Raw genomic sequence first — 14,791 nt, 5'->3', positions numbered from 1 at the left:
CACGGAGTTGTCATGAGCATCGAAGATCTCGAAACCATCGCCCAGAAAATGGTCGCGCCCGGTAAAGGCATCATCGCTATCGACGAATCGACCACGACCATTGCCAGGCGGTTCAAGGCCGTAGGTATCGAGAACACCGAAGAAAACCGCCGCGCCTACCGCGAGCTGCTGCTGACGACCCCGGGTCTGTCCGAGCACATCTCCGGTGCGATCCTGTATGACGAAACTATTCGTCAGTCGACCAAGGACGGCGTGCCGTTCACCGAACTGATGAAGAAGAACGGCATTATTCCGGGTATCAAGGTCGACAAGGGCCCCGTCGCGCTCGCCGGCTTTCCGGGCGACGTCATCACGGAAGGCCTCGACGGCCTGCGCGAGCGCCTGCAGGAATACGCACGGCTGGGTGCCCAGTTCGCCAAGTGGCGCGCGGTTATCAATATCTCCGACGACAATCCGAGCTCCTCGGCTATCGAAGCCAATGCCCACGCGCTGGCACGTTACGCCGCGCTGTGTCAGGAAGCCGGGATCGTGCCGATGGTCGAGCCCGAAGTCATCATGGACGGCAACCACAGCATCGAAGTCAGCTACGAAGTGCACGAAGCCGTGCTGCGCAGCCTGTTCAACGCCCTGTACGAGCAGAACGTCATGCTCGAAGGCACCATCCTGAAGGCCAGCATGGTCATCGCCGGCACCACCGCCGCGGAGCCGTCCGAGGCAAGCGAAGTTGCCGAGGCGACGGTCCACGTGCTGAAGGCCACTGTGCCGGCATCGCTGCCGGGTATCGTGTTCCTGTCCGGTGGTCAGAAGGACGAGCAGGCCACGGCCAACCTCAACGAGATGAACAAGCTTGGACCGCACCCGTGGCCGCTGAGCTTCTCGTACGGTCGCGCCATGCAACAGGCCGCGCTCGACCTGTGGTCGAAGGACCTGAAGGGCAACGTCGCCGAGGCACAGAAGATCGTCGCCGCACGCGCGAAGGAAAACGGCCTGGCTGCCCTGGGGCAGTGGAAGGGCTGATCGGCCTCCGAAAGCCTGACAAGAAAACGGGCGCCGAGGCGCCCGTTTTTTTTACATTTACAGCAACGATCAGAAGCGATATTCGGCGCTGACCGAGACCATGTCGGTGCTCAGGTCGACGTTGTTCTTCTTCGCGTTGTAGTAGTCGTAGTTGATACCCAGGCTGACGTTGTTGGTGAAGTCGTAACCAACACCGGCGCCGGCGTACCAGCTGGTCTTGTCGATGCCACGGCGAACGATGTTGTTGTCGCTGCCGCTTTCCATGCCGTGACCCTTCCAGTCGTAGATACCGCCGCGAGCGCTGATGTACCACTTCGGATCGATATTGAAGTGGCCGTTCACGCCGGCCGTCCAGCCGTGCAGCTGCGACTTGCCGCGATCGACGACGCGGTCGCCATTGAAGATGTTCTTGGCGTTGATATTGCCCAGATCGTTGTAGCCCGCTTCGACGCCGAGAGCGACGGACGGGGTAACGGTCCAGCGGTAGCCGCCGTTGATGCCATAACCGGTGTCGTGGCCGTCATACGGGCCCTTGTCGATCGACGTGCGGCCGACATTGCCGTTGACGAACCAGCCGCCGTTACCGTTCGCACTCTGCGCGAAAGCGGAGGGGATCGCGGCAAGGCCGGCGGCAGCGAAAGCGAGGGCGATAAGTGTCTTCTTCATGGAGATTCTCCTATTAGGACTTTTCGCAACCGGCGCTTGGGGATGGCGTTGATCCGGTCACGTTGCGCATGCGGTTTGTCGTCGCGCTGACCCCTAGATGCGGCTCCCTGCCGAAACATTCAACTCGCGTGATTTCCGTATTAAGAAACGATTAAGCCATGGCGAATTAACGCCATGGCTTAAGGGTCGAACAACCAACGTGTCGCTTAGAAGCGGTATTCGCCCGCGAGCGAAATGATGCCCGTGGAGCGCTTCAGATCCGACGTGGTCACGCCGGTTGCGTCGTTGCGGATCTTGCCCGCATTGGCGTGGTAGTAGTCGTAGTTGAGACCAACGCCAAAGTGCTCGTTGATGTCCCAGCCCGTGCCTACACCGGCGTACCAGCTGCCGCGACCTGCGCGACCGCCGTTGGAAAGGCCAAGATCCTGGCCCACGCTGTTGTTGTAATTGTTGTTGTTGTCGTTGGCGTAGAAGAAACCGCCGCGCGCGCTGATGTACCACTGCGGCACGAGGTTGATCTTGCCGTTCACACCGAGCGTCCAGCCGCGCAGGGCGTTTTCGCTGCTGCGCTGGTTGACGTCGCCAGAGTTGAAGATGTTCTTCACGCGGTAGTTGCCGAGGTCGACATAGCCGGCTTCGAGGCCGAGACCCAGGTCGTTACCGACTTTCCAGCGGTAGCCGCCAAGCAGGCCGTAGCCCGTGCGACGGTCTTTTTCACCCTTCAGGAAGTTGAAGCCGCTGGCATTGCTGCCGAAGCCGCCATTGCTGCTGCCGTTGGTACGGCCGACGGTGGCGCCGATGAACCAGTTGCCGCTGCCGACAGGCTGGTTGGGCTGGAAGTTGCCGCCGGCGGCGGGTGCCGAGTCGGTGACGGACGCCGCGGAGTCCTGGGCGAAAGCCGGGATAGCGACGAAACCTGCGGCGACGAAGCTGAGTGCGAGTAGCGTTTTCTTGCTCATGGGGTTCTCCAAATCTTATTGGCCTGCGTGCTGCCGGGGGTTCGGCGGGCCCGAAGGGGCAGGTGTCATGGATGCATCTGCCGGTCTATTAGATCGGGGGAAACCTGAAGGAGTTCATTACGTGGGTGTTAAATATTAAGGCTCTGTTAACCGTTGCACCGCAGCACGATCGTCCACGACAAGCTCGATGCGATCGGCGACAATTGACGTTTTCAGCTGCCGACTACCTGGAGAACGCCGATGACGACACGCCGCGAACGCGCTAATGCGATCCGCGCCCTGGCTATGGATGGCGTCGAAGCCGCCAAGTCCGGCCACCCGGGTATGCCCATGGGCATGGCCGATATCGCCGAGGTTCTCTGGGGCGATTTCCTGCAACACAATCCGACCAATCCGCATTGGTTCAATCGCGATCGTTTCGTCCTGTCGAACGGCCATGGTTCCATGCTGCAGTACGCGTTGCTGCATCTGACCGGTTATGCGTTGCCCATCGACGAACTGAAGCATTTCCGTCAGCTCGGTTCGCGTACGGCCGGCCATCCGGAATACCACCACACGCCGGGTGTCGAGACGACGACCGGTCCGCTGGGTCAGGGTCTGGCCAATGCGGTGGGTTTCGCCATTGCGGAACAGGTGCTCGCGGAACGCTTCAATCGCGAAGGCCACGACATCGTCGACCATCGCACCTATGTCTTCGTGGGCGACGGTTGCCTCATGGAAGGCATTTCGCACGAAGTCTCTTCGCTCGCGGGCACGCTGAAGCTCGGCAAGCTGGTCGTCATCTACGACGACAACGGTATTTCCATCGACGGCGAAGTGCACGACTGGTTCACCGACGACACGCCTGCACGTTTCGAAGCGTATGGCTGGAAAGTCATTCCGGCGGTCGACGGACATGACGCCGAAGCCATCAAGAAGGCCATCGCCGAAGCGACTTCGCAGGATGAAAAGCCCACGCTGATCTGCTGCCGCACCATCATCGGCTTCGGTGCGCCGAACAAGGAAGGCAAGGAGTCGTCGCACGGTTCGCCGCTGGGTGCCGACGAAGTCGCCGCCGCGCGCAAGGCGCTTGGCTGGGAATACGGCCCGTTTGAAATTCCCGAGAGCATGTACAGCTCGTGGAACGCGAAGGAAGCTGGCGCGAAGCGCGAGCAGAGCTGGAACGAGCGTTTCGATGCTTACGCGAAGGCTTATCCGGAGCTCGCCGCCGAATTCAAACGTCGCCTTGCAGGCGATCTGCCGGCCGACTGGAACGAGGTCGCGAATGCCTATGTTCGCAAGATGCAGATCGAAGGTCCGGACGTGGCATCTCGCAAGGCGTCGCAGATGACCCTGGATGCGTTCGGTCCGCACCTGCCGGAACTGATCGGCGGTTCGGCCGATCTGGCGCCATCGAACCTCACCATCTGGAAGGGTTCGAAGAGCATCGGTCTTCGCGGTGCCGATGCGAATTACATCCACTATGGCGTGCGCGAGTTCGGCATGTCGGCGATCTCCAACGGCATCGCGTTGCACGGTGGTTTCATCCCGTACGACGCGACGTTCCTGGTGTTCTCCGACTACGCACGCAACGCGGTTCGCATGTCGGCACTGATTCCGGCACATGTCATCCACGTGTATACGCATGACTCCATCGGTCTGGGCGAAGACGGTCCGACGCACCAGCCGGTCGAGCATCTCGGTACGCTGCGCCTGATTCCGAACAATCGCGTGTGGCGTCCCTGCGATGCCGTCGAGTCGGCGGTGTCGTGGAAGGTGGCGATCGAGCGCGCCGGCAATCCGTCGTGCCTGATCTTCTCGCGTCAGAACCTGAAGCCTCAGCAGCGCAGCGATGAGCAGCTCGCGAACATCGCAAAGGGCGGCTACGTGCTGTACGAGCCGGCCGAGAAGTTCAAGGCCATTGTCATCGCGACCGGTTCGGAAGTTGAACTGGCGATGGAAGCGGCGAAAACCCTCGGTCAGCAGGGAGTGCCGGTTCGCGTAGTATCCATGCCCTGCACGGAAGAGTTCGATGCGCAGCCGGTGGAATATCGCGAAGGCGTGCTGCCCGGCTGGTGCCGTGCCCGCGTGGCCGTGGAAGCGGCAAGCGTCGATTTCTGGGCCAAGTACGTCGGCCTGGACGGCATCACCATCGGCATGACCACGTTCGGTGCCTCGGCACCGGCGAACAAGCTGTACGAGCACTTCGGTATCACGACCGTTGCGGTCGTCGATGCGCTGAAGCGCGTCATCGGCTGATGTGAGGGGCGCCCGCGTTCGTGGGCGCCCCCGTCGTCACATGTGTTGGGTGACGACTTCTTCCAGGTTGCTCTGCTGCGTGGCCTGGCCGGGAACGGCGCCGTTACCGGGTTGGGGTGCGTTCGAGCCGCGTGGCCGGTACGCGGTCAGCGTGCCACGAACGCCCATCGGCATGGACGGGCCGTTTCCTTCGGCTTGCTGGACGCCGTAGCTGTTCTGCCGCCGGATCAGTTGTCCGAACAGCACGACATAACCGACGAGTACGATCAGGTTTCCCAGTACGTTGCTTATCGACCCGGTCAGCTCGGGCGACCACATGGCGCGCTGCAATTCCTGACTGGTTGCCTGTGCACCCATGGCCGCCGTCGTAATCAGCATCGCGCGAGCGGGTGCGACACCCACAAGCGAGCGGCGGAAGTCGGCGCCGGATGGAAGTACCGTTTGCAGGCGGACCCGAAGCCCTTCGATATCCCGGCCGTCGCTATCGGCACGTTCGAATGCGCGCTGCATGCTCCTGAAGATCAGGTCGTCGACACATTCCAGCAGGATATTGAACGACGCGCCGGCAAGCGCACCCTGCCAGTTCCATTCCCCGGTTTCCGCATTGCCGGTCGGAAAATAACGGGCCGACACTTCGCCGCCAGCCATCTGCGCGGCGCTGTACGCCATTCCCGATCCGACGATTGCCCGAGCGTCCAGGCCACGGGTGTTGTCGGGCGCGGTAAATACCATTTGCACAAGATCGCGCAGAACGCTGTATAGCAAAGCGCCGATCATGCCGCTGCTTATGACGGTCGCGGCTTCGGACTCCACCGCCCAGCCGAGCGTCGCTACTCCGCCAAGCAGCGCGATGGCTCGCGAGATCCGCAGCGTGCGTGTGGTCCCGCCATCGTGCCAGTCGGCGGCGAGTGCTCCCCCTGTCCAGACGAGCGGAACCAGCGCCGTGGTCGCGCTAGCTACGATGCGATCCGTGCGTGAGGTGCGCCCCAGGCTCTGCTCGAGCAGGTGCGTGATGCCATGACGAACGATGGTCGGTAATCCCACGCTTGCCAGTAGACGCGTTCCGGACGCAAGGACATTTCGGGTCCAGCGTCCGCGCGTATAAGTCGAGACGTTCGATACGATTTCGTGGCTGAAGAGCCAGAGCCAGCGGTTGATCTGGCGAGTGTGTTCTTCGGTAAGTACGAATAGGCCTGGTTGCATGGTGCTTCCTCATCGATTCGTCGATGGGGAAGGCTAGAAGCGGGGCGCAGCTGCGAACAGGGCGATTATTCTGAAAAATCCGCTGGATTAATTACCGTATTAGCGAGTGGGATGTCTGGTTTCATCGACCATGGCGAAAGATGTCGTGAACCTGGGTGTGTCCATGTTTGCGAAAGCGGGATCGGAGGCAGGGAGTCCGAGTTCGGCATGGACGTTGTCCACGTGGTAGACGTTGTCGCTGCGTATCGTCTGACCTACATAGGTCGCATAGCCAGCGCCGAGTACGGCGGCACCGATGAGTCTGGCGAGGTCTTGCTGGAAGGTTCCGGAGAGATTCGATCCGGCGAGTGCGTGCGCGGCGGTGGCGGCAGCGAGCGCCCCGCTGGTCTGCAGGCCGATGCGTGCCGTTATCACGCCCGTCGCCGCCTGGCTTATGCGCGCAACGGTCGGGGGCACATAGCGCAAACGGATGCGCAGACCATCGTGGTCTTCTCCTTGACTTGCAATGCCCTCCTCGAAGCGCTGCATGCCGCGGAACGTGACGTGATCGAGCAGCGCGGCGAGCTGGGCGAGCGCGGTACGAATCAGATCGTTCCGCCACGGATACGTCGATCCGCTGGCGCTCGCCCCGGAAGGATAGGCAAACCAGTCGCCGGCGGCGCTGGCGCCCATCTGGATGCTGCCATACGCGCCAGCGGCAGCGCCAAGGGCGCGGCCCGATACGCCGTGCGTGTTATCCGGGGCGGTCAATTGAAGCTGGATGATGTCGCGCAGCAGGCAGTAGAGTTGCAAGGCCACCACGGATGCCGTCACAGAGGGAAGTGCGCCCGTGACGCCCGCCATGGCGACGATGATGGCTCCGTTGAGCATGGCGACAATCCGGCTCACGATACTTGCCCGGGTGGTCGTGCCGTTGCGATAGTCCCGCAACAATCCGCCACCGGCCATGACGACCGGCAGGGCTCCCGCCGCTCCCCCCATGGCGGTTCGGGTGGCGAGTGACAGCGAGCGGTTGCCTATGCCGCTTTCGAGAGCGTACGCGACCGCCTGACGGGCCATGTGCGGCACCCCGACACTCGCCGCGGTTCGTAGCCAGACATTGACGATATTGGCGGTCCACCGCACGCAGGCGGACGGAGATTCGTTGTGGATGATGTGGTGGCTGAACAGGTGCAGCGCCCTGTCGAGACGGCTCATGGCGTCAACATCGACAATGACCGTCGGAGATTCCATGACATGGGCTGTCTATGCGGGGGGTGGCGCATAGCGTAGTTACGGCGGGGGTTGCCCGACGACGCGATTATTCTGAAAAATCGCGCCGTCGACGTTCCGGTGGCACGTCGATCGGTGGGAAAACTATCCGCGTACGAGTTGCTCGAGTTCGGATGGCTTCGAGGCGATAGACGACGCGCCAGCCGTTTCGAGCTCTTCGCGATCGCCAAACCCCCATAGCACGCCGATGCCGCGCACATGGTTTTCCACGGCACCTTCGATGTCGTAGCGCCGGTCGCCGATCATCACGGCATCGGCAGGCGCGCTACCGAAATCGGCGAGTGCGGCGGCGATCATGTCGGCCTTCTCGCTGCGAGCCGTTTCCGGTCCTGGCGCGTACAGGCGCGAGAAGAGGTGGCCGAAGGGGAGGTGCGCCGCGATGGGCTCGGCATGCGGACGCACCTTGCTGGTGACGATCGCCAGCGTGTGGCCCGCCGCGGCGAGTGCCGCGACGGTTTCGGGAATGTCCGGATACACCTTGTACCGGGACCAGCCGGCTTCTTTGAAGCGCTGACCGTAGGCCGCCACGGCGGCCTCCACGCGTTCGACGTCGCCGTCGAGTACCTGCCCGAAACTATGGCGCAGCGGTGGGCCGACCCATGCACGCAGCGCGGTGTCGTCGATGATCGGCGCGCCGACGGCGGCGAGCGAATGCCGTACGCCGTCGAAAATGCCTTCCTCCGAATCGATCAGTGTGCCGTCGAGATCGAACAGGCAGAGCATTACTTGGCCGCCCGTGCTTTCAGCGCAGCCACGGCCGGAAGTTCCTTGCCTTCGAGGAATTCGAGGAACGCGCCGCCACCCGTGGAGATGTACGACACGCCGTCTTCGATGCCGTACTTGTCCACCGCGGCAAGCGTGTCGCCACCGCCGGCGATGGAAAATGCCTTCGACGCGGCGATGGCCCGGGCGAGCGTCTCGGTGCCCTTGCCGAAAGCGTCGAATTCGAACACGCCGACCGGGCCGTTCCATACGACCGTGCCCGCTTTGGCAATGAGTTCGGCGTAGCGCTTCGCGGTGTCCGGGCCAATGTCGAGGATCAGCTCGTCGTCGGCGACCTGATCGACGGGCTTCACCGTCGCCTTCGCGGTGGCTGAGAATTCCGTCGCTACGACCACATCGGTCGGCACGGGTACGTCGGCACCGCGGGCCTTCGCTTCGGCCATGACTTTTCTTGCGGCATCGAGCAGGTCGGCTTCGTAAAGCGACTTGCCGACCTTGTGTCCCGCCGCGGCGATGAAGGTATTGGCGATGCCCCCCCCCACGATCAGCTGGTCGATTCGACTGGAGAGGTTTTCCAGCAGCGTGAGCTTCGTGGAAACCTTGGAGCCGGCGACGATCGCCAGCAGCGGACGCGCGGGATTTTCCAGCGCCTTGCCCAGCGCATCGAGTTCGGCCGAAAGCAGCGGGCCGGCAGCCGCGACGGGTGCGAACCGGATGACGCCATGAGTGGATGCCTGCGCGCGATGCGCGGTGCCGAAGGCGTCCATGACGAATACGTCGCAGAGCGCAGCGTACTTCTTCGACAGTGCTTCGTCGTCCTTGCCTTCACCGATATTCATGCGGCAATTCTCGAGGACGACCACTTCGCCTTCGGCGACTTCCACGCCCTCCAGGTAATCGCGTACGAGGCGGACGTCCTTGCCGAGTTTTTCGCCCAACCATGTAGCGACGGGCTTAAGCGAGGCTTCCTCGTCGAACTGCCCTTCCTTCGGACGGCCGAGATGCGAGAGGACCATCACCCGTGCGCCGGCATCGCGTGCCGCGCGGATCGTGGGCAGCGCCGCGTCGAGACGCTGGGTCGATGTAATTTTCCCCCCGGCGACGGGCACGTTGAGGTCTTCGCGGATCAGTACGCGCTTGCCGCGCAGATCGAGGTCACTCATGCGGATGACGGACACATTCGACTCCAGTGCTGAAGGAAAGACGCCTATTGTCCGGGGCGCGGGCGTGGCGGCGCAATGCGGGTGCTAGACTCCGGCACTTTCCACAGGAGACAAGGATGACTTCTTCACTCGTTCTGTATAGCTACTGGCGCTCCAGCGCGGCCTATCGCGTGCGTATCGCGCTGAATCTGAAAGGATTGCCGTACCAGCTCGTGCCCGTGCATCTCATCGAGGACGGCGGCCGGCAGCATGCCCCCGACTATCGCGAGCTTTCTCCCCAGGAACAGTTGCCCACGCTGGTCGATGGCACGCTGGTCGTCCGGCAGTCGATGACGATCATGGAATACCTGGACGAGCGCTACCCCGAAAGCCCGTTGATGCCGAAAGACATCGAGGGCAGGGCGCGCGTGCGCGAATTGATGCAGGTCATCGCATGCGACGTGCATCCGCTGGGGAATCTTCGCGTGCTGCAAGCGCTGGAGAAGGACTTCGGTGCCGGCCCGGAGCAGAAGGCCGCCTGGTCCCGGCACTGGATCGCGCTGGGCCTCAAAGGCTTCGAGGCATTACTGGCGCGCGGGCCAACCGGCCGGTTCTGCCACGGCGATACGCCGACGCTGGCGGATGCGTGTCTGGTGCCGCAGGTTTACAACGCGGTGCGTTGGAGCGTGCCGCTGGACGATTGTCCGGCCATCCGCCGCATCGTCGAGGCTTGCGCGGGGATACCGGCATTCATGGATGCTGCGCCGGAAGCCCAGCGGGACGCCCAGTAGTTGATTCGTGTCTTCATCGCTTCTTAGGCCATCGCGCGCAGGCGCGCTCCCACAGAGAGCAGCGGAGACCCAGCTTTCTGTGGGAGCGCGCCTGCGCGCGAAAACCCGGTTGCCTCGCGCTGGCTGGTGCCTCAGCGCGAGTGCCGCCATCAAACCCCGATGCCGTACGGATCGCTCGAGGCGAACTCGCTGCCGGTCGAACCTTCCGACAGGCGGATCTTCAGAGCCAGGCCGTCGCGCGAATCCGCTTTGTTCAGCGTTTCGTCGAGGGTGATCTGGCCTTCCCTGTACAGGCGATACAGCGACTGGTCGAAGGTCTGCATACCTTCCTGCAGGCTGCGGTCCATGGCTTCCTTCACCTCGTGGATCTGGCCGCGACGGATCATGTCGCGGATCAGCGGGGTGTTCAGCAGGACTTCGGTAGCCGGCATGCGGTGACCGTCCTTGCCCAGCACGAGACGCTGGCTGATGACCGCGCGCAGATTGAGCGCCAGGTTCATCAGGACGTTCTTGTGGTTCGCTTCCGGGAAGAAGTTGAGGATGCGTTCGAGGGTCTGGTCCGCATTGTTGGAATGCAGCGTCGCCAGGCAGAGGTGACCGGTTTCCGAGAACGCGATCGCCGCTTCCATCGTCTCCGTATCGCGGATTTCGCCGATCATGATCACGTCGGGCGCTTCGCGCATGGCGTTCTTCAGCGCCTCGGCGTAGCTGTGGGTATCCAGACCCACCTCGCGCTGGTTCACGATCGATCGCTTGTGCCGGTGCAGGTATTCGATCGGGTCTTCGACCGTCAGGATGTGACCCGAACTGTTCTGGTTGCGGTGATCGAGCATGGCCGCCAGCGTGGTCGACTTGCCCGAGCCCGTGGCACCCACGACCAGGATGAGGCCGCGCGGCTCCATGACCAGGTCGCGGAAGATCGACGGCAGCTTCAGTTCTTCCAGCGACGGAATTTCGCTCTTGATGGCGCGGATGACCATGCCGATCTCGCCGCGCTGCTTGAACACGTTGATACGGAAGCGGCCGGCTTCCTTGACGGCCAGCGCCATGTTCAGTTCGAGATCGCGCTCGAATTGGGGGACCTGGCCTTCGTCCATGAGGGAATAGGCGATTTTCTTGACCATGCCGCTCGGCAGACCGGTGTTGCCGAGCGGGTAGAGCTTGCCCTCGACCTTGATGTTCACGGGGGCGCCTGTCGTCAGGAACATATCCGACGCGCCCTTGTCGACCATCAACTTGAGGAAATAACCGATATCCACCTAACCCCCCAGAGATTCGCATTACAATCGAGACAGAAGGCCCGAGCCTTTGCCTGGCTTCGGCCTACTTTATCGACAATATCTCGCAAATCTGTAAGAGGAACGAGTGATGGTGCACAACTTGCCGTCGAAACCCCATGAGATCGTCCTTCGGCTAGCCGCCGTGGCGGCTCTGGGGTTCGTTATTGCCACTCTGGCAGGGTGCGCAAGCACCCCGCCACCCGACGGTGCCCTGAACCAGGCCCAGGCCCAGTTGCAGGCCGCGCGCGACGCTGGCGCCGCCGACTACGCCCCTGTCGACCTGGATTACGCACAGAGCCGCTTCCAGCAAGCCCAGGCCGCCATGGCCTCCCGTAAGTACGAGGTGGCCGCCACGTTGGCCGCCGAATCCCGTGCCGACAGCGAACTGGCCCGGGCCAAGGCCCGTCTGGGTGCCGCCCGCGCGCAGAACCAGTCCAAGAGTCAGGAAAACGCGCGGATGCGCGTCGAAATGATCGACAACCACGCCAACGACACCGTGCCGATTCCGACCAATGTGCAGGAAACGGAATCCGTGTTGCCCGAGCCGGCCGCCCAAGGCGCGCCCCCGGCAGGCGGCCAGACCCAGCCCTTGCGCGACGACAATCAGGGAGGCCACTGATGAAGCGCTTTACCATCGTTTTTTCGGCACTCGCCCTGGCGTTCGCCGCCAGTGGCGCCATGGCCGCCAAGGATGACCTCGATATCCGTCGCCTCACGTCCAGCCTCGATCAGCTGTCCAGCGATCCGGCCCTCGGCGGTTATGCCCAGGCGGAGCAGGCGCGGGCCCGTGAGGCTGTCGGCCAGCTATCGGGCGTTCCTTCCAAGGAGCGGCCGCACTACCTGTACATCGCCGAACGCCGCGTCGACATCGCCAAGGCCATGGCCCAATTGCAGGAAGCGCAGAACAAGTCGGCCCAGCTCGATCGCGAGCACGACTCGATCCTGCTGGAAGCCAGCCGCCTCGACGCCGAAATGGCCCGCCGCCAGCTCGAGCAGCAGCGGATGCAGAACCAGATGATCACCGAGGAAGCCGCACGCCTGCAGCAGCAGGGCGTGGAGTATTCGCAGGCGCTGGATCAGGCCAAGGCCGAGGGCGACAAGGCCCGCAAGCTGGCCGAGGCCCAGGCCCGTGTCGCCAACGCAGCCAAGAAGCAGGCAGCGCTGGCCGAGCAGGCTGCGCGTGCGATGCGCGATGCCAACTCGCCGGACACGGCCGCTCCGGTCAAGAAGCCGAAGAAGTAAGCCCGAGGCTCGGTGTTGTAGGAGCGCGCTTGAACGCGATCCTACTAAGCGAAACAGGCGCCCGTGCGAATAACGCGGGCGCTTTTTTTTTGTATCGGCGATCGTCCACGACACCCCATACAGCGATTGCGCTCAAGCGCACTCCCTGCATGGGGTGTCGACATAAGTTACTGGTTTAACGGTAATTTATCGCTCGATTGACCGATTGTCGCAGTAGGCCGGGCGCCCTTGCGCGCCCCTTCCAAGCGGAGTAGCTTCGATCTCCCCGTCACGAGAATTCCACGTGACGGGCCTGCCGGAGCGAAGCGTACGTTCATCGAGCCAACCGCGCCTCCCAGTCACCCGTCCCGCCCTTTGGCGAGATCCGTGCGCGCATCGCTCCCGAACGAAGAGGGTCACGGTTCCCGTGCCCCGGACTACCCGCGAGGAGATCGATATGTTCGAAAACCAGCAGCGTGACGACGTCGAAGCATTCATGAAGTCCGACGTGGATTTTCGTCAACTCTACTATCGCCATAGGGAACTCGACAGCAAAGTACATGACGCCGAAATCGGCGTGCTGCCTGTCGACGATTCTTCGCTCAAGGCGATGAAGACCGAGAAGCTGCAGGCCAAGACGCGACTCCAGCGAATGTGGGACTGGCGACATCGATCGCATTGATCGGTAAGCCGCGAATTAGGCAAAACGGCGGGTACGGGAACGTACCCGCCGTTTTTTTGTCTTGCTTCATGGCGGGCGGCGAGGACTAAGCCATTTGTCGTCGGCCGTCGGGCCGGGAGGCTTCCGGGCGGCGCAACCATTATCATGGGCGTCCGCGACCGGAACTTTCCGGTTGCAATCAGGCGTCGCAAAGGCGGCGCGTCACACGACGGAGTTCAGATGAGCGTTTACGACAGCGTCCTCGAGTTGATCGGTCGCACCCCGATGGTGCGCGCCCAGCGTCTGGACGCAGGCTGTTGCGAACTGTTCCTGAAGCTCGAGAGCACGAATCCCGGTGGATCGATCAAGGATCGCATCGGCATGTCGATGATCGAGGGTGCAGAACGTGCCGGAAAGATCAAACCCGGCGACACCCTGGTGGAAGGTACGGCGGGCAATACTGGCCTGGGGCTGGCGCTTGTCGCGCAGCAGAAGGGCTATCGCCTGATCCTCGTTGTGCCGGACAAGATGAGTCGCGAAAAAATCTTCAACCTGAAGGCCATGGGCGCCGAGGTCGTGCTGACCCGGTCGGACGTCGCCAAGGGGCATCCCGAGTACTACCAGGACATGGCCGAGCGCATCGCTCGCGAAACGCCGGGGGCGTACTTCATCAATCAGTTCGGGAATCCCGACAACCCGCTGGCGCACGCCCAGACGACCGGTCCGGAAATTCTCGAGCAGCTGGACGGCAAGGTCGACGCGATCGTCGTCGGTTGTGGATCGTCCGGCACGATGAGTGGACTGACCGCGTATCTCAACGAGCATTCGCCGGGTACGGAAATCGTTCTGGCCGATCCGGTCGGTTCGATCCTCGCCCAGTACATCAACGAAGGCGTGCTCTCGGAGAAGTCCGGCAGCTGGATGGTCGAGGGCATCGGCGAAGACTTCCTGCCGTCGATCAGCGACTTCTCGCGCGTGAAGAAAGCTTATGCGATCAGCGACAAGGAAAGCTTCCTCGCCGCACGCGAACTGCTGGCGAAGGAGGGCGTGCTGGGCGGTTCGTCGACGGGCACGCTGCTCGCCGCCGCGCTGAAGTACTGCCGCGAACAGACGACGCCCAAGCGCGTGGTCACGCTGGTCTGCGATACCGGCAACAAGTATCTGTCGAAGATGTACAACGACTACTGGATGCTCGACAACGGCTTCATCGAGCGCGAACGTTTCGGCGATCTGCGCGATCTGATCTTGCGTCCTTACGCGCAGCGCGACACCGTCGTGGTGAAGCCGGACGACATGCTAATCACCGCCTATAACCGCATGAAGCTGTACGACGTATCCCAGCTGCCGGTCATGGAGGGCGACCGCATCGTGGGCATCCTCGACGAGTCCGACGTGCTGCTTCACGTGCACTCCGACGAGACGCGGTTCCGCGACCCCGTTTCCACGGCAATGATCGCGTCGCCCGAAATGCTTCAGGTGACCTCGTCGATCCAGGCCCTCCTACCCGTTTTCGAGAAAGGTCATGTCGCCATCGTTGTCGACGGTGACCAGTTCCTCGGTCTTATCACTCGTATCGACCTGCTGAATTATCTGCGTCGCAAGGTCAACTGAACCAAAG

At 62.5% G+C, this 14,791-nt stretch carries 14 protein-coding genes; 7 read left to right on the top strand and 7 right to left on the bottom strand.

Annotated elements, in window-relative coordinates; genetic code table 11:
• Window positions 1-12 precede the first annotated feature (12 nt).
• Window positions 13-1,017 carry a class I fructose-bisphosphate aldolase gene (locus EC912_RS04885; protein ID WP_132142032.1) on the top strand — a complete coding sequence of 335 codons (1,005 nt, stop codon included), beginning with the start codon at window positions 13-15 and terminating at the stop codon, window positions 1,015-1,017.
• Between the two features lie 69 nt (window positions 1,018-1,086).
• On the opposite strand, the gene EC912_RS04880 is transcribed toward EC912_RS04885, so the two are convergent.
• On the bottom strand, window positions 1,087-1,683 hold the full coding sequence (locus EC912_RS04880) for a porin family protein (RefSeq protein ID WP_207906768.1): 597 nt from the start codon (window positions 1,681-1,683) through the stop codon (window positions 1,087-1,089).
• 206 nt (window positions 1,684-1,889) lie between these two features.
• Window positions 1,890-2,642, bottom strand: coding sequence for an outer membrane protein (locus EC912_RS04875; protein ID WP_132142030.1), 753 nt, complete (start codon window positions 2,640-2,642; stop codon window positions 1,890-1,892).
• A 240-nt stretch (window positions 2,643-2,882) separates the two neighbouring features.
• Between EC912_RS04875 and tkt the strand changes: the two genes are divergently transcribed.
• On the top strand, window positions 2,883-4,880 hold the full coding sequence (gene tkt, locus EC912_RS04870) for a transketolase (RefSeq protein ID WP_132142029.1): 1,998 nt from the start codon (window positions 2,883-2,885) through the stop codon (window positions 4,878-4,880).
• A 36-nt stretch (window positions 4,881-4,916) separates the two neighbouring features.
• Here tkt and EC912_RS04865 read toward each other — a convergent pair whose 3' ends face one another.
• The 4 genes from EC912_RS04865 to EC912_RS04850 form a co-directional block, all read right to left on the bottom strand.
• Window positions 4,917-6,083: a hypothetical protein gene (locus EC912_RS04865; RefSeq protein WP_132142028.1), complete on the bottom strand. Its 1,167-nt coding sequence runs from the start codon at window positions 6,081-6,083 to the stop codon at window positions 4,917-4,919.
• Between the two features lie 99 nt (window positions 6,084-6,182).
• Window positions 6,183-7,280: a hypothetical protein gene (locus EC912_RS04860; RefSeq protein WP_132142027.1), complete on the bottom strand. Its 1,098-nt coding sequence runs from the start codon at window positions 7,278-7,280 to the stop codon at window positions 6,183-6,185.
• Between the two features lie 159 nt (window positions 7,281-7,439).
• Window positions 7,440-8,078, bottom strand: coding sequence for an HAD hydrolase-like protein (locus EC912_RS04855; RefSeq protein ID WP_132142026.1), 639 nt, complete (start codon window positions 8,076-8,078; stop codon window positions 7,440-7,442).
• Complete coding sequence (locus tag EC912_RS04850) at window positions 8,078-9,241, bottom strand: phosphoglycerate kinase (protein ID WP_428993087.1); 1,164 nt, start codon at window positions 9,239-9,241, stop codon at window positions 8,078-8,080. The genes EC912_RS04855 and EC912_RS04850 overlap by 1 nt, the downstream gene beginning before the upstream one ends.
• Window positions 9,242-9,357: 116 nt before the next feature.
• Between EC912_RS04850 and maiA the strand changes: the two genes are divergently transcribed.
• Window positions 9,358-10,011, top strand: coding sequence for a maleylacetoacetate isomerase (gene maiA, locus EC912_RS04845; protein ID WP_132142024.1), 654 nt, complete (start codon window positions 9,358-9,360; stop codon window positions 10,009-10,011).
• A 149-nt stretch (window positions 10,012-10,160) separates the two neighbouring features.
• On the opposite strand, the gene EC912_RS04840 is transcribed toward maiA, so the two are convergent.
• Complete coding sequence (locus EC912_RS04840; RefSeq protein WP_165973511.1) at window positions 10,161-11,270, bottom strand: PilT/PilU family type 4a pilus ATPase; 1,110 nt, start codon at window positions 11,268-11,270, stop codon at window positions 10,161-10,163.
• Window positions 11,271-11,379: 109 nt separating this feature from the next.
• Between EC912_RS04840 and EC912_RS04835 the strand changes: the two genes are divergently transcribed.
• The 4 genes from EC912_RS04835 to EC912_RS04820 all read left to right on the top strand — a co-directional run bounded on the left by EC912_RS04835 (window position 11,380) and on the right by EC912_RS04820 (window position 14,784).
• The gene (locus EC912_RS04835; protein ID WP_132142023.1) at window positions 11,380-11,910 is read left to right on the top strand and encodes a DUF4398 domain-containing protein; all 531 of its coding nucleotides are present in this window, start codon (window positions 11,380-11,382) and stop codon (window positions 11,908-11,910) included.
• Window positions 11,910-12,533 carry a hypothetical protein gene (locus tag EC912_RS04830; RefSeq protein ID WP_132142022.1) on the top strand — a complete coding sequence of 208 codons (624 nt, stop codon included), beginning with the start codon at window positions 11,910-11,912 and terminating at the stop codon, window positions 12,531-12,533. Before EC912_RS04835 ends, EC912_RS04830 begins: the two co-directional genes overlap by 1 nt.
• A gap of 436 nt (window positions 12,534-12,969) precedes the next feature.
• The gene (locus tag EC912_RS04825) at window positions 12,970-13,194 is read left to right on the top strand and encodes a YdcH family protein (RefSeq protein WP_132142021.1); all 225 of its coding nucleotides are present in this window, start codon (window positions 12,970-12,972) and stop codon (window positions 13,192-13,194) included.
• Window positions 13,195-13,413: 219 nt separating this feature from the next.
• The gene (locus EC912_RS04820; protein WP_132142020.1) at window positions 13,414-14,784 is read left to right on the top strand and encodes a pyridoxal-phosphate dependent enzyme; all 1,371 of its coding nucleotides are present in this window, start codon (window positions 13,414-13,416) and stop codon (window positions 14,782-14,784) included.
• The last annotated feature ends 7 nt before the right edge of the window (window positions 14,785-14,791 follow it).

Origin of the sequence: Luteibacter rhizovicinus (assembly GCF_004342265.1) — a bacterium.
In the GTDB taxonomy this organism is placed as follows: domain Bacteria; phylum Pseudomonadota; class Gammaproteobacteria; order Xanthomonadales; family Rhodanobacteraceae; genus Luteibacter; species Luteibacter rhizovicinus_B.
The sequence above is the reverse complement of the archived record's forward strand: the minus strand, read 5'-3'. Positions and strand labels throughout refer to the sequence as shown.

Bases quoted from the DNA above. Each gene is read 5' to 3' on its own strand.
- EC912_RS04835 (WP_132142023.1), top strand. From the start codon at position 11,380: ATGGTGCACAACTTGCCGTCGAAACCCCATGAGATCGTCCTTCGGCTA.
- EC912_RS04865 (WP_132142028.1), bottom strand. From the start codon at position 6,083: ATGCAACCAGGCCTATTCGTACTTACCGAAGAACACACTCGCCAGATC.
- EC912_RS04855 (WP_132142026.1), bottom strand. From the start codon at position 8,078: ATGCTCTGCCTGTTCGATCTCGACGGCACACTGATCGATTCGGAGGAA.
- EC912_RS04820 (WP_132142020.1), top strand. From the start codon at position 13,414: ATGAGCGTTTACGACAGCGTCCTCGAGTTGATCGGTCGCACCCCGATG.
- EC912_RS04830 (WP_132142022.1), top strand. From the start codon at position 11,910: ATGAAGCGCTTTACCATCGTTTTTTCGGCACTCGCCCTGGCGTTCGCC.
- maiA (WP_132142024.1), top strand. From the start codon at position 9,358: ATGACTTCTTCACTCGTTCTGTATAGCTACTGGCGCTCCAGCGCGGCC.
- EC912_RS04825 (WP_132142021.1), top strand. From the start codon at position 12,970: ATGTTCGAAAACCAGCAGCGTGACGACGTCGAAGCATTCATGAAGTCC.
- EC912_RS04880 (WP_207906768.1), bottom strand. From the start codon at position 1,683: ATGAAGAAGACACTTATCGCCCTCGCTTTCGCTGCCGCCGGCCTTGCC.
- EC912_RS04885 (WP_132142032.1), top strand. From the start codon at position 13: ATGAGCATCGAAGATCTCGAAACCATCGCCCAGAAAATGGTCGCGCCC.
- EC912_RS04860 (WP_132142027.1), bottom strand. From the start codon at position 7,280: ATGAGCCGTCTCGACAGGGCGCTGCACCTGTTCAGCCACCACATCATC.
- EC912_RS04875 (WP_132142030.1), bottom strand. From the start codon at position 2,642: ATGAGCAAGAAAACGCTACTCGCACTCAGCTTCGTCGCCGCAGGTTTC.
- EC912_RS04850 (WP_428993087.1), bottom strand. From the start codon at position 9,241: ATGAGTGACCTCGATCTGCGCGGCAAGCGCGTACTGATCCGCGAAGAC.
- tkt (WP_132142029.1), top strand. From the start codon at position 2,883: ATGACGACACGCCGCGAACGCGCTAATGCGATCCGCGCCCTGGCTATG.